The following is a 13,349-nucleotide window of genomic DNA, read 5'->3' on the forward strand; positions in this document are numbered from 1 at the left end:
TATTGCGTTCCTGATAGTTGTTAGACAGTTGCTTGAATTAATATATTTCTTGGTGTGATGTGCTTTTCACAAAACTCGCTGAGTGTAACGCGGTAGCCAAATTGCTCCAAATATAAAACACGATCGAGTACTAACCAAAGCTCAATCAAACGCCTAAAACCATGGCGCACTAATTCTATGCGCTGCGTAATTTGACGTCGTAATCGGCCCTGTTCGAGGTAATATTCGTAATCTATTTGCTCTGGCAAAGAGATGTTTTTTTGCTTAGCAGCCCAACTACAAAAATCACTAAATTCACCACTAAATAGCGCTTTTTTAGCTGATGGTACGGGTAAATAACTGTCCTTTTCGATGATATCATCAAGCAAACAATCAAATGCTAAACGCCATACTGTCTCGATTTCACGCAAACGTGAAATACGCTTGCCTGACGTAACCGTTTCTTGCAAGGCAAGTTTTAAATCACTGGCAGTAAAAGCAACCTGAGATTTCATGGCAATCTCACTCATTGCAACATAGTGTTCAGATTGCTGAAATAAGTGATAACAACATGGTGAAATACTCATTAATTTAGTGCCTTTGGCAACACCATGTTTAATCAGTGCTTGGTGCAGCCCACCACAGGCATGAAGTGCCACTGCGTGTTGCTCTTTGTGTAGATAATCTGCCGCACGTTCGGATAAAACATCTAATTCAGCAAGTTTAATATCCAAGTCAAATTGCTGTGCTAACTGCTGCCCTTCAGCCACCAGCTGAGGCTGTATTTCTACGCTCTGTACTGGCACCTTGTGGGCAAAGTGATATAACCGCCCTAAATGCCCTTTACCTGCGCACCACTCCAGCAGCGGTAAGTCTTGCTCTGCTGTTTGCATCACAAAGCTTTCTAACTGAGCAATTTTACTGCCTTTAATGCCATTGGTAAGCCAAAACGGAAACTGAACTGTTTGCTTATTTGCCCTTGGCAGTTGCAACAAGCGTTCAACATTATCTAGCTCAGGAATAAGATTTGCCAAGTACCGCTGTAACTCAACTTGATTGCTTTCAAGCTTTTCAACATCGTCATCAGATAACGCCAGCAGGGTTTCAGTTAAATGCGGCCAAGGTATTTCGCGCGAGGCAAATGCCACACATTGCCAATAGGCTTGTGTTTTAGTTAATAGTGTATCGATTGCGGTAAAAAGTGCGGTGTGAGACATCTTCAACACAGGCTAAATTTGAATAGCGCTATGATAGCAAATCTTGCTGTGATGTTCAGAATAGAAAATGCCCCAATTATCGAGGCATTTTTAAGCTTTATTTGGTTAGCTATTTGCTACTTGCGCAAGGTTATGTGCCTTACTCGACAAAAACTGCTGGTAACACGGATTATTGGTTTCCTCTTGATAAGCGTAAGCTAAGCGCTGTAAATGCTCACTAAAGGCAGCGTTATCTTGCTCAGGCACTTCAAATGCAGCAAGAACATTACCGGTTGCAGCACCATGATTACGATAGTGGAATAAGCTGATATTCCAGTTTGCACCTAAAGTATCAAGAAAGCGCTCGAGCGCTCCTGGATATTCAGGGAACTCAAAACGAAATAAACGCTCTGATAACTGCTCGCCTGGTTTACCGCCAACCATGTAACGCACATGTAGTTTTGCCAGCTCGTTATTGGTCATATCAACATAGCTATAACCTTTATCACTTAACTCCTGCTTTAAACTCGCAAGTTCTGTTTCACCATTACGTAAACCCACACCGACAAAGATTTCAGCATCACCAGGGCCTGTGTAACGATAGTTAAACTCTGTAATTGAACGGCCGTTTAATGCCTTGCAGAAACTCTTAAAGCTACCTTTTTCTTCTTTGATAGTCACCGCTAAAAGTGCTTCATTATGCTCACCCAGCGCAGTGCGCTCAGCGACATAACGCAATCTGTCAAAGTTAAGGTTTGCACCTGATAAGATTGCTGCGAGGTTTTTACCTTTAGCGCCCGTTTGTGCCACCCATTTTTTCAGCCCTGCCAATGACAAACCACCGGATGGTTCTGCAACAGCGCGGGTTGAGACAAAAATGTCCTGCATCGCGGCGCAAATTTCATCACTCGAAACAGTAATAACATCATCACAGTATTTTTGCGCTAGGCGAAAGGTCTCTTTACCAATAATTTTAACCGCAACACCATCAGCAAAACTGCCTACGCGCTCAAGTTCAACCGGTTCACCTGCTTCCATTGCAGCTTTTAGACAGGCACTATCTTCTGCTTCAACACCGATCACTTTTATATCTGGACGCAAGGATTTTAAGTAAATTGACATGCCAGCCAATAAGCCACCGCCTCCAACCGGAATAAATACCGCATCAAGTAATGGCAACTGCTGCATCAGTTCGCGCGCAATAGTGCCTTGCCCGATGATCACATCTTTATCATCAAAAGGTGGCACAAACACCGCACCTTCTTTTTCCGCAATTTCTAATGCATAGCTATTCGCTGCATCAAAGTGATGGCCATGTAAAATCACTTCACCACCTAAATTGCGCACCGCATTTACTTTGATTTCCGGTGTAGTCACTGGCATTACAATACGTGCTGTATGACCAAGATGACTGGCACTAAGCGCCACACCTTGTGCATGATTACCCGCCGATGCGGTAACTACTTGAGCGCCTTTTGGTAACTGCTTTAATTTGTTATACGCACCGCGTAATTTAAACGAATATACCGGCTGCTGATCTTCACGCTTTAACCAAATATGATTGCCAAGTTTCTGCTCAAGGCTGGTAACAGGGCTAACCTCTGTTACTTTTGCCAAGGGCTCCATATTGGCCTGGATAATAGCGCGAAAATAATCGAGCTCTTGGGAGACCATTAACTGAGCTCCTCTAACTTTTTAAGGTCACGTACCGCGCCTTTATCAGCACTGGTTGCGAGTAATGCATAAGCTTTTAATGCAGGCGTTACACTGCGTACGCGATCTACTGGTTTATAAGCATCTTTACCGCGAGCTAATTGCTTTTCATGGCGCGCAGCGAGTTCTTCATCACTTAACACCATATCAATGCTACGTTTGGTAATATCAATGACAATTTCATCGCCGTTTTCAACCAACGCGATTGCACCTTGGCTAGCAGCTTCTGGCGAAGCGTGACCAATTGATAAACCCGATGTACCACCTGAGAAACGACCATCCGTTAATAGCGCACAGTCTTTATCTAAGCCCATCGATTTTAGGTAACTGGTTGGATATAACATTTCTTGCATACCAGGGCCGCCCTTTGGTCCTTCGTAGCGGATGATAACCACATCCCCTTTTTCGATTTGGCCGCCTAAGATGCCATCCACTGCGTCATCTTGAGATTCGAATACTTTCGCAGTCCCTTTAAAAACCAACATGCCATCAGCAACACCAGCAGTTTTAACAATACAACCGTCTGGCGCAAGGTTGCCGTAAAGTACCGCTAAACCACCATCTTGACTAAACGCATGTTCGACGCTGCGAATACAGCCATTTTCACGGTCTAAGTCGAGTTCAGGCCAACGCGTTTCTTGGCTCATCGCTTTAGTGGTACGAATACCGGCAGGGCCCGCTTTATAGAATTTTTGCGCAGCGCTATTTTCAGAATTGGTTGCATCCCATTTTTCAATTAGTTCACCTAAGGTGCCACCAGCCACATGGCCTGCATTGAGTTCTAATTTGCCTGCTTTACCAAGCTCGTTAAGAATCCCCATAATGCCACCAGCACGGTGCACATCTTCGATATGATATTCAGGTGTTGCTGGTGCTACTTTACATAAGAATGGGGTTTGACGTGACAGCTGGTCAATATGGGTCATATCAAAATCAACGCCCGCTTCTTGTGCCGCACCGATAATGTGTAACACGGTATTTGATGAACCGCCCATTGCAATATCGAGTGTCATGGCATTGATAAACGCGCTGCGATCGGCAATATTACGCGGTAGTACTGAATCATCTTCATCACGATAGTAGCTACGACATAGATCGACAATACGGCGACCTGCTTCCACATAAAGTTGTTTGCGGTCTTTGTGCGTTGCTAATGTGGTACCGTTACCAGGCAGCGCTAAACCAAGCGCTTCTAATAAACAGTTCATTGAGTTTGCAGTAAACATACCTGAACACGAACCACAAGTTGGGCAGGCGCTACGCTCAACTTGGTCTGAATCTTCATCACTTACCGATGGATCGGCACCTTTTACCATGGCATCAACTAAATCAAGCTTGATATCAATTTCAGCAAGGCGCGTTTTACCCGCTTCCATTGGACCACCTGATACAAAAATCACCGGAATATTTAAGCGAAGTGCAGCTAACAACATTCCTGGGGTGATTTTGTCGCAGTTTGAAATACACACCATGGCATCCGCACAGTGAGCATTAACCATGTATTCAACAGAGTCTGCAATTAGGTCACGTGATGGCAATGAATAAAGCATGCCGCCATGACCCATAGCGATACCATCATCGATAGCAATAGTATTAAATTCGCGCGGTACACCGCCTGCGCCACGAATGGTTTCAGCCATCATTTCACTTAGTTGATTTAAGTGAACATGACCCGGTACAAACTGGGTATATGAGTTCACCACAGCAACAATGGGTTTACCAAAGTCTTTATCTGTCATCCCTGTTGCACGCCAGAGTGCACGAGCACCAGCACGTTTACGACCTTCAGTTGTTGTTGCACTTCTTAATTTTGCCATGGTTTACCTCATTTTAGGGCTTTGCCCCATTCCTCATTCCCAATAAATATGTCGTGTTTTTCGATTATTCGTTGATTAGTGTTAACCAGCCATTTTCATCTTCTGTTTGGCCTTTCACTAAATCAAAATACGCCTGCTGTAATTGCTCGGTGATTTCACCGCGCTTACCTGTACCAATTTCAATTTGGTCTACGCTACGCACTGGTGTTACTTCTGCTGCTGTGCCTGTCATAAAGAACTCATCTGCAAGGTAAAGCGCTTCACGCGAGATTGATTCTTCACGTACTTCAAAGCCCGCTTTTTTCGCAAGATACATCATGGTATCGCGTGTTAAACCCGGCAGAATTGCAGCGGTTGTTGGTGGCGTATAAATTACGCCATTTTTAACAATAAATAGGTTTTCGCCAGCACCTTCACTAAGGTAACCATTTACATCAAGTGCGATACCTTCAACGTAACCATTGCGTTTTGCTTCACCTGAAATAAGCTGTGATGACAAGTAATTACCACCTGCTTTTGCTGCTGTTGGCATGGTATTCGGTGCTAAACGGTTCCACGATGAAACACACGCATCAACGCCCGCTTCTAATGCGCCGTCACCTAAATACGTACCCCATTCCATTGCAGCAACGGCAACGTCTGCTTTATGAGATTTAGGATTTACGCCTAATCCCACATTGCCTAAAAACGCAAACGGACGTAGGTACGCATTTTTTAAACCGTTTTCACGTACCGCTGCTTTACACGCTTCATTAATTTCATCAGCTGTGTAAGGGATTTGCATACGGTAAATTTTTGCTGAATCAAATAAACGCTTGGTGTGATCTTGCAAACGGAAAATGGCTGGACCATTTGGCGTTTCGTATGCGCGTACACCTTCAAATACTGAGCTACCATAGTGCAGTGCATGACTAAGTACGTGAGTAGTTGCTTGTTCTTGTGGAATAATTTTGCCATTGAACCAAATTAAATCTGACATTCTGTAAAACCTTAAAAAATAATAATTAGCTAGTTGCTGCTATCGATTGTTGTTCAAGTATTTCAACTTGGTTTACTTCAACTAACTTTTTTAATTGTTGTGTTAATAAATAAATAGGTCGGTCACTGTCTACCATCATATTTACAATATACTTTTCTTCGCTAGTCTCAATGTTCATTGAGGTTAAATTAAACCCGCGGTGGCGTGTTACACGTAAAAACCGCTCTAATGCGATACTTTGTTGTTTCACTTCGATTGATAAGTTGTGCTTCATTTTGCCACCTCAGTTAGCATTTGATCATTTGCGGCGCCTGGCGGTACTAATGGCCAAACATTTTCTTTATCATCTATACACGCGTGAAGAATATAAGGGCCTTCACTCGCCACTAATTTATCTATCGCTTCATCGACTTGGTTTGCATGGGTGATGGTTTCACCCGGAATACCAAAAACAGCGGCCAATTGTACAAAATCAGGATTATCTGAAAGATTTGTTTCACTGTAGCGACCATCAAAGAAAAGTTGCTGCCACTGTCTAACCATACCTAAACGCTGGTTATCTAAAATAAGTAGTTTAACGGGTAAGTTGTTACGACGAATTGTGGCTAGCTCTTGAATGTTCATCATGATTGAACCATCGCCAGAAACGGTTAAGACAAAGTCGTTAGGACGAGCGATTTGCGCACCGATTGCGGCGGGTAAACCAAAGCCCATAGTGCCTGCACCGCCACTGCTTAAATGATTACTTGGATGTGAAAACGTCATGTGTTGCGCAACCCACATTTGGTGCTGACCAACATCGCAGCACACCACGCCATTATTTGGCATTAAACGGCTTAAGCGGTTTAATAAATAAGGGGCATATACTTTTTCACCAGGGTAGTCATAGCGCCATGCATATTGCTGTTGCATGTGACTGATATGCGCCAACCATTCTGGATTACTTTTGTGCGTCGCTAAATACGGTAATGAATCTTTTAAATCAGCAACCAGTGAGGCATTAACTGGTTTACGCTTACCTACCTCAGCATTATCAACATCTAAATGGATAACCTTAGCTTTACTGGCAAATTTAGCAAGGTTACCTGTTACACGGTCGTCAAAACGAGCACCAATACACACTAGCAAATCGCATTCTTGCACTGCTAAGTTAGCTGCTTGACCGCCGTGCATGCCCAGCATACCAAGATTATAGGCATAATCAGGTGTCACAGAACCAAGCGCTTTTAATGTGCTTACAGCAGGCATATTAGTCGCTTTTAAGAATTGCATAAGCTCATCTTGTGCATCTGCCATTTGTACACCGCCACCCACATACGCCAGTGGTTTTTTCGCTTGGCTTAGTAGTTCATTCGCTTTGGATAGTTCCGATTGGCTCAATTCAGGTTTGTAGTCGTCTGCCGCAAGCCAAGGGTGATAGTTAACAGCGCCCATTTGGATATCTTTCGGAATATCAACAAGCACGGGGCCTGGTCGGCCTGACTGCGCTAAATGCATCGCTTCTTGTAAAACCTCAGCTAAATCTTCAGCTCGTTCTACCATGTAGCTGTGTTTAGTACAGCTCAGTGACATACCTAACACATCAACTTCTTGAAAAGCATCTGAGCCAATCGCAGCGGTAGGTACTTGGCCGGTAATTGCAAGCAGTGGTACGGAATCCATCATGGCATCGGCAAGTGCAGTGATTAGGTTTGTCGCACCAGGGCCTGAAGTTGCGAAACAAACACCCAGTTTGCCTGTGCTTCTTGCGTAACCAACAGCGGCAAAACCAGCGCCTTGTTCATGACGGGTTAGATAGTGAGTAACAGGCGAGCCATACAGCGCATCGTAAATTGGCATAATCGCACCACCAGGGTATCCAAATACCTCTTTCACGCCATGTTTGGCTAATAAATCGATTGTTAACTCTGCACCTGTCATTTTCTCTACCCTGTGATGTTTACTACTTGCTCATTTTCTTACTGCCAAAAAAAAAGCCCCCGGACTTTTCAGTTCGGGGGCTCTCTCAATGCTTAACTTTTGCTACAGCACTACGAAGCCCCCGCGGTAATAATAATCACCACGTTAATAATTAGGACTAGTACGTTTACTGTTTTAAACATGTGTTTAAGCAACCATAAATTCTTTACAAAAATAGCCAAGCGTGCGTCTGCTTGGCTTCTTTTTTATTAGTATCGTTTATGAGCAAAAAAGTCAATCAAGAAATCTATGCATTTTTAAATCAATAGAATTAACTTAAAACCAAGATAAGCATAAAAAAACACATAAAAAGAATAAAAAATCCATTTTATACAATTTTAAAGATTATGTATGCTAAGACTAAAGCTTATTTGAATATCGCTTTATTTTTAAAAGTCTTATAACTTTTTTGTTAATAATTAGGCAAAGACTAATATTGCACTATCAAGTACACTGATACACAAAATTAATTATTAACGCAAGGATCTGCAATGCGACTTTTCTTAATTACGCGAATACTGCTACTACCCATTTTGTTACTCGGTTTAGCTCAACCAGTATTTGCAAACAGCAATATCAACCCAAGTCTTTGGAAAATTGAAAAAAATGGCGTGACATCTTATTTACTTGGCACTGTTCACTTGGGTGATCAACAAATGGCGGGATTACCAAGCTACGTAAAAAGCGCGATTGAAAAAACCGATAAACTGGCTGTTGAGGTTGATCTATCTAAGGTGAACCCAATAGAACAGCAGCAAGTAATGATGAACTATATGCTGCTCCCTGCAGGTAAAACATTACAGTCAGAGTTATCCGCTAAGAATTACAAAGCGCTAAGCAGTTATATGGCGAAGTTAGGACTTGGTATGGAGCTTTTTCAGCAGATGCAGCCCTTTGCTGTAATGCTACAGATCACCCTAATGGAATACCAAAAAGCAGGTTATCAAGATTCCTTTGGTATCGACAAGCAAGTAATGAATGTCGCACAACGTTTGCAAATTCCGATTATGCAACTAGAAACGTTAGAGCAACAAATGGGAATGTTTAAAGGATTTAGCAAACATAACAACAAAATGATTGAAGACGGTTTAAAAGAACTGGCTGATATGGATAAGTACTTTAATCGTCTGATTGGTAACTGGAAACGAGGCAACGATAGCGCACTTGAAAACTACTACCGCGAAACCTTTACGGGTGACAGCTACAGCGCGCTAACTGAAAAAGTACTGCTTACTGATCGCAATAACAACTGGGTAGAACAGTTAAAGGCTCCTCTAACCAAACAACCACATTTTATTGCTGTTGGCGCACTTCATTTATACGGTCCTGAAGGTTTATTGAAGCTTCTTGAAAAGGAAGGCTTTAAACTTTCGAAAAAAAATAAATAATTTTTTAAACCTTTTTAATTGATGCCTGCGTCTAACTAAATAACAAACAGTTAAAACTGATTAAGCGCAGTCATCAAAAGGAATAATCATCATGAAAAAATTAGCGTTAGCAATGACATTAATCGCCGCAAGTATCTCAACTAATCTTTATGCTGGTGATGAAAAACGTATTACTGAAACTCTTACATTAAGCCAAGGCCAAAATCTTGAAATTGATTTCCCTGTGGGCAGCATCGAAATTATCACAGTAGATAGCAACGAGCTTAGCATTGAAATTGAAATTGAGGGCAAAGACGAAGGCTGGTTTTCAAAAAATCGTGATGTATCAAATGTAGAACTAAGTAAACGCGTTCGTGATAACCGTATTTCATTGGAAATTGACGAAGAAAACTTAAGTCAAGAATGGGTTGTAAAAGTGCCAAAGCATGCAGCGATCGACATTGAAATTGGCGTTGGCAGCATTGATGTAGAAAAACTTGAAAACTCACTTGAAGCAGAAGTAGGTGTTGGTTCAATTCGTGTCGATACAGTACTTGATGACTTTAAGCGCATCGAACTATCAACAGGCGTTGGCGATACTAGCATTAAAGGCTTTAATGGCGACTTAGAAAGCACACGTAATATTGTTAGCTCTGAAACACGCTACTCTGGCGCAGGCGAGCACAGCATTGAAGCCGAAGTAGGTGTAGGTGATATCAAAGTGCGTAAATAAAATACGCAACAAGTAATTAAAAAAGGCGCCTTAAGCGCCTTTTTGTATGATTTAGATTTTTTGTTCGCTGTGAACATCGGCCAATGTGAACTTGGCATTGGTATCGCCAAACACATAAACCGAACATCTGCCCCAAGACTCAGGGATTTGCCATTTATTGCCTGATTCAACCAAAAATTGGGAATGATGATTATCACAACGCACTTCAAGATTAGTTAAATTGCCATCCACATTATCAATAATAAAAGCACTGCGTTCGAGCTGATAGCTCCAAAAATCACGTTTACTTATTTGTGCATTAATAATAATAGGTTTGTCACTTTTTAAATACGCAGTTACTTGATTGTAGTAAGGCGTAAGCATCGCCAACTTTTCATTTTCAGGGTAATGCCTTTTAAGTGTTGTAAAAATCGAACGCGCATCACCATATTCCTGTAGCTCTACCGCTAAACTAAATGCACGCGCAGCAAGCGAGCTGTATTGTGCTTCCTTTTGTAAGTCGTTATAAGACAAAACCTTTTTAATTGCTGCTAGCTCGGCCTTTGGGTTGGTATTTTTTTCAGCGATAAGGGAGGTAAGAATTGAATAATACATATCTTCATACGCATTCCAACGACCTTTTTCTTCGATCTTCTTCTCTATTTCTTCGGCCTCAGCGACTTTATTTTCCTCTAAAAAATCCATTGCCGAGCGATATTGCCTAAAGAACCACTTTGATGCACCTTTGGGGACATTACTTAATTTAAAGTCCAATTGTACTTGATTTCGACATTGCTGAATTGGCTTTCCATCTTTAGTGGCTGGTGAGTATTTCCACTTTTTGATTGAGCGCAGTGCATACTTTTCAAATGCCTCATTAGAGGAATCTTCAACAATAACATTAGATGTTGAACCGTCTGGTTCGACTACAAAACTTAGCTGCACCCAACCTTCTTTACCGTCACGCGCAGCATTGATTGGATATTTAGGCGGCACACGTTTAATTGCCTCAGCATTGACAATGGTATTTAAGTGAAGTTGTTCGGTTTTGTTTGCTAAATCAGATGTATCAGCTGCACTCAAGACACTTGCAGACAGCGTTATAAGCGGTAATAGAATCATTATCTAAGTCCTTTTATATTAATGGCGTTCACCAACTCTTTACGTCTATATTCAAATATTGCGCTGAACAAATGATATACTAATAAGGCGACTTTTATCTGATAATATTGCGTTACACCGATAATTTTAGGCCTAGTTAGCATGGCGTTAAGCCCACTAGAGTGATAACGATTACAGTGAGTTGGAGTTACTCTTCGTTAAAGTAGATTACAATACTGCCGCCACTAAGTACACTACCCTCGTTGTAATGCAAGCCAATGCCGATATTATCAAACCAAGATGTCCATGGCCGAGTGTCGATTAATAAGCCGCCACCGTACTCATAATAATGGCCAGTGCTAAAGGCGCTACGTGCGTCTCCACCCAAATCAACACGTTGAAATTTAAGATAGATTGACTCTGTATGTTTTAATTTTTGGTCGAGCTTTATGGTTGCCCTGACGCTATTCGCAAAATACCAACCTGATGGGGTTGAATCACGTGTTGCATCATCACCACCAAATCCTTTACCAAAGAAGTGATTATAGCTCGATTTAACTAACCAATGCCCCCAACGACTGGCTTTTCTGCGACTGAGAGTTAACCCCATATCGGTTAAAACTGAGTTTGCAGTTGTATTAAAATAAATACCTTCCACTTCTGCTTTGGCGGCGCGGCTTTCAGGGCTGTTGTAGTCATGAATATTGTCGTAATGCATAACATGCGCACCAATTGAGCCTTCTAACAACCAATTATCGTAACGATACAGCGCTGTTTCATAATCGGCATAAGCGGTGAAGATTTGATCATGGCTGTCGTCAGGTATAGCCACATCATCCAGCAATATGTCTTGCGATTGTGAAATATAAGAAAAGTGCGTATTTATGCGTGAATCTTCGTCTAACGTGTAGGTATAAGGCAGTGCAAATACTTGTAGCTGAGTTCTTAAATTTACATTTTTATCGCCTGCATCATCACCGAGTTGCTCTAAAATATTAACCGGGTCAAAATTACCAAAGCCAAAGCGCACAACGTCAGAGTCACTTAATACTACCGAGGACGCAAACGATTCCTCATAGGCTTTTTTCACCGATGCATCGCATGGCAAGCTTATAACAACGCACAACAGAAATACTAACTTTCTCACAACTAACTATTTTTACTTAATTTCAACCGCAATAGCCGCTAGTTATATCATTAAACATCATGCGATTGCAGTGCTCTAAAATAAATTTTATTGACATTTAGACGTCCAAAATGTTTCAATTGCCGCTCAATCACCCTATTTTACGTTAGTGGCTATTTAAAATAGCGGCTAGCTTAGGGCTGGAAGAGGTGCGTTATTCAGGTAATTCAGTTGAGGGGAGCAAACTCCAATGACACTGAATGAGGGGAATTAACGCCGAGAGATAAGCTTTTTTGCTGATAACTTATCTCGGGCGCTTGGGCTGAATCCCGGCGACTGTCACCAATTACTTGTATTAAGTAAATATGTTTGGTGGAGAGCTTCTGGTCTTAGAAAAATAAGGCCATTCGCCTTATCTATTTTTTAAGTCCATTGCTCTTCGAATTTTTAGTTGTTCGAAGCTGGACTAAGCCTTTCTCTTATCCCTTCTTCGAACACATATTAAGTTCGCTAGAGATGAAATCACAATTTAATTTGACGCAGTACCCGCTGTGGACTGCATTAGTCACCCCCTTCACTGAGACAGGTGAAGTTGACTATGACAATCTTGCGCAATTGGTAGCAGATCAACAAGATGCCAACAATGGCATTTTATTACTCGGCAGCACAGGTGAAGGTTTAGCATTAACCATCACAGAGCAGCAGCAAATCGTGCGTTTTGTCTGTGACTTATCGCCGACTGTACCCTTGATGGTTGCTGTAGGCGGGGTTAACTTACCGCAACAACTTGAATGGTTAGAGTTCTGTAACCAACAACCGATTGACGCACTATTACTAGGCTCACCACTTTACGCTAAACCCGGCATTAAAGGCCAAATTCAGTGGTTTGATGCATTACTTAGTGCCACAGAGCTTCCCTGCATGTTGTATAACGTGCCAGGACGAAGCGCCGTGGCACTTGCTCCTGAACTGTTATCCGCATTAAGTCATCACACTAACTTATGGGCTTTAAAAGAGGCCAGTGGTGACATTAGTAAATTTGAAGTATTTAGAAGCAGCAATCCTAATGTAGCTATTTACAGTGGCGATGATGCCTTAATGCCATATTTTGCCCAAGCTGGCGCAAAAGGTTTAGTATCGGTTGCTGCTAACGCATGGCCTAAACAAACCGCAGAGTTTGTTCGCAGATCGCTTTTAGGCACACCAAACCTGTTTACTACTTGGAGCGACGCGGTAAATAGCTTATTTGAAGTAGCTAACCCTGTGCCGGTAAAAGTGTTAATGCACCAACAAGGCAAGCTCAACACCCCAAATTTACGTCCACCGCTTACCCATCATGAGCTGGAATCACCTGCAGCAATTCTCGCTGCTAATCAAACAATTTTATCTTGGAATTAAGA

At 42.0% G+C, this 13,349-nt stretch carries 11 protein-coding genes and 1 riboswitch; of the genes, 3 read left to right on the forward strand and 8 right to left on the reverse strand.

Annotated elements, in window-relative coordinates; genetic code table 11:
- Window positions 1-20: 20 nt before the first annotated feature.
- The 6 genes from PSPO_RS12860 to ilvG all read right to left on the reverse strand — a co-directional run bounded on the left by PSPO_RS12860 (window position 21) and on the right by ilvG (window position 7,604).
- Entirely contained in the window at window positions 21-1,196 is a 1,176-nt protein-coding gene (locus tag PSPO_RS12860) for a methyltransferase (protein WP_010561636.1), read from the reverse strand.
- A gap of 105 nt (window positions 1,197-1,301) precedes the next feature.
- Window positions 1,302-2,849 carry a threonine ammonia-lyase, biosynthetic gene (gene ilvA, locus PSPO_RS12865; protein ID WP_010561635.1) on the reverse strand — a complete coding sequence of 516 codons (1,548 nt, stop codon included), beginning with the start codon at window positions 2,847-2,849 and terminating at the stop codon, window positions 1,302-1,304.
- Window positions 2,849-4,705, reverse strand: a complete 1,857-nt coding sequence (gene ilvD, locus PSPO_RS12870) for a dihydroxy-acid dehydratase (protein WP_010561634.1) — start codon at window positions 4,703-4,705, stop codon at window positions 2,849-2,851. The genes ilvA and ilvD overlap by 1 nt, the downstream gene beginning before the upstream one ends.
- Window positions 4,706-4,769: 64 nt before the next feature.
- Window positions 4,770-5,684 carry a branched-chain amino acid transaminase gene (locus PSPO_RS12875; protein WP_010561633.1) on the reverse strand — a complete coding sequence of 305 codons (915 nt, stop codon included), beginning with the start codon at window positions 5,682-5,684 and terminating at the stop codon, window positions 4,770-4,772.
- 25 nt (window positions 5,685-5,709) lie between these two features.
- Window positions 5,710-5,958, reverse strand: coding sequence for an acetolactate synthase 2 small subunit (gene ilvM / locus PSPO_RS12880; protein ID WP_010561632.1), 249 nt, complete (start codon window positions 5,956-5,958; stop codon window positions 5,710-5,712).
- Window positions 5,955-7,604 carry an acetolactate synthase 2 catalytic subunit gene (gene ilvG / locus PSPO_RS12885; protein ID WP_010561631.1) on the reverse strand — a complete coding sequence of 550 codons (1,650 nt, stop codon included), beginning with the start codon at window positions 7,602-7,604 and terminating at the stop codon, window positions 5,955-5,957. Before ilvG ends, ilvM begins: the two co-directional genes overlap by 4 nt.
- 530 nt (window positions 7,605-8,134) lie before the next feature.
- Between ilvG and PSPO_RS12890 the strand changes: the two genes are divergently transcribed.
- Together PSPO_RS12890 and PSPO_RS12895 are read left to right on the forward strand one after the other, a co-directional pair.
- A complete protein-coding gene (locus PSPO_RS12890) occupies window positions 8,135-9,031 on the forward strand; it encodes a TraB/GumN family protein (RefSeq protein WP_010561630.1) in 897 nt (298 codons plus the stop codon).
- Between the two features lie 91 nt (window positions 9,032-9,122).
- Window positions 9,123-9,743 carry a DUF4097 family beta strand repeat-containing protein gene (locus PSPO_RS12895; protein ID WP_010561629.1) on the forward strand — a complete coding sequence of 207 codons (621 nt, stop codon included), beginning with the start codon at window positions 9,123-9,125 and terminating at the stop codon, window positions 9,741-9,743.
- A gap of 51 nt (window positions 9,744-9,794) precedes the next feature.
- Here the strand turns inward: PSPO_RS12895 and PSPO_RS12900 are convergent, their stop codons facing one another.
- Both PSPO_RS12900 and PSPO_RS12905 read right to left on the reverse strand, forming a co-directional pair.
- Window positions 9,795-10,844: an energy transducer TonB gene (locus tag PSPO_RS12900; protein WP_010561628.1), complete on the reverse strand. Its 1,050-nt coding sequence runs from the start codon at window positions 10,842-10,844 to the stop codon at window positions 9,795-9,797.
- Between the two features lie 187 nt (window positions 10,845-11,031).
- The gene (locus tag PSPO_RS12905) at window positions 11,032-11,970 is read right to left on the reverse strand and encodes a Solitary outer membrane autotransporter beta-barrel domain (protein WP_084616554.1); all 939 of its coding nucleotides are present in this window, start codon (window positions 11,968-11,970) and stop codon (window positions 11,032-11,034) included.
- Between the two features lie 175 nt (window positions 11,971-12,145).
- Window positions 12,146-12,340: riboswitch (Lysine riboswitch) on the forward strand.
- Between the two features lie 125 nt (window positions 12,341-12,465).
- Here PSPO_RS12905 and dapA point away from each other — a divergent pair.
- Window positions 12,466-13,347, forward strand: a complete 882-nt coding sequence (gene dapA, locus PSPO_RS12910) for a 4-hydroxy-tetrahydrodipicolinate synthase (RefSeq protein WP_010561626.1) — start codon at window positions 12,466-12,468, stop codon at window positions 13,345-13,347.
- The last annotated feature ends 2 nt before the right edge of the window (window positions 13,348-13,349 follow it).

This window comes from Pseudoalteromonas spongiae UST010723-006 (assembly GCF_000238255.3).
GTDB lineage: Bacteria > Pseudomonadota > Gammaproteobacteria > Enterobacterales > Alteromonadaceae > Pseudoalteromonas > Pseudoalteromonas spongiae.

Bases quoted from the DNA above. Each gene is read 5' to 3' on its own strand.
- PSPO_RS12860 (WP_010561636.1), bottom strand. From the start codon at position 1,196: ATGTCTCACACCGCACTTTTTACCGCAATCGATACACTATTAACTAAA.
- ilvA (WP_010561635.1), bottom strand. From the start codon at position 2,849: ATGGTCTCCCAAGAGCTCGATTATTTTCGCGCTATTATCCAGGCCAAT.
- ilvD (WP_010561634.1), bottom strand. From the start codon at position 4,705: ATGGCAAAATTAAGAAGTGCAACAACAACTGAAGGTCGTAAACGTGCT.
- PSPO_RS12875 (WP_010561633.1), bottom strand. From the start codon at position 5,684: ATGTCAGATTTAATTTGGTTCAATGGCAAAATTATTCCACAAGAACAA.
- ilvM (WP_010561632.1), bottom strand. From the start codon at position 5,958: ATGAAGCACAACTTATCAATCGAAGTGAAACAACAAAGTATCGCATTA.
- ilvG (WP_010561631.1), bottom strand. From the start codon at position 7,604: ATGACAGGTGCAGAGTTAACAATCGATTTATTAGCCAAACATGGCGTG.
- PSPO_RS12890 (WP_010561630.1), top strand. From the start codon at position 8,135: ATGCGACTTTTCTTAATTACGCGAATACTGCTACTACCCATTTTGTTA.
- PSPO_RS12895 (WP_010561629.1), top strand. From the start codon at position 9,123: ATGAAAAAATTAGCGTTAGCAATGACATTAATCGCCGCAAGTATCTCA.
- PSPO_RS12900 (WP_010561628.1), bottom strand. From the start codon at position 10,844: ATGATTCTATTACCGCTTATAACGCTGTCTGCAAGTGTCTTGAGTGCA.
- dapA (WP_010561626.1), top strand. From the start codon at position 12,466: ATGAAATCACAATTTAATTTGACGCAGTACCCGCTGTGGACTGCATTA.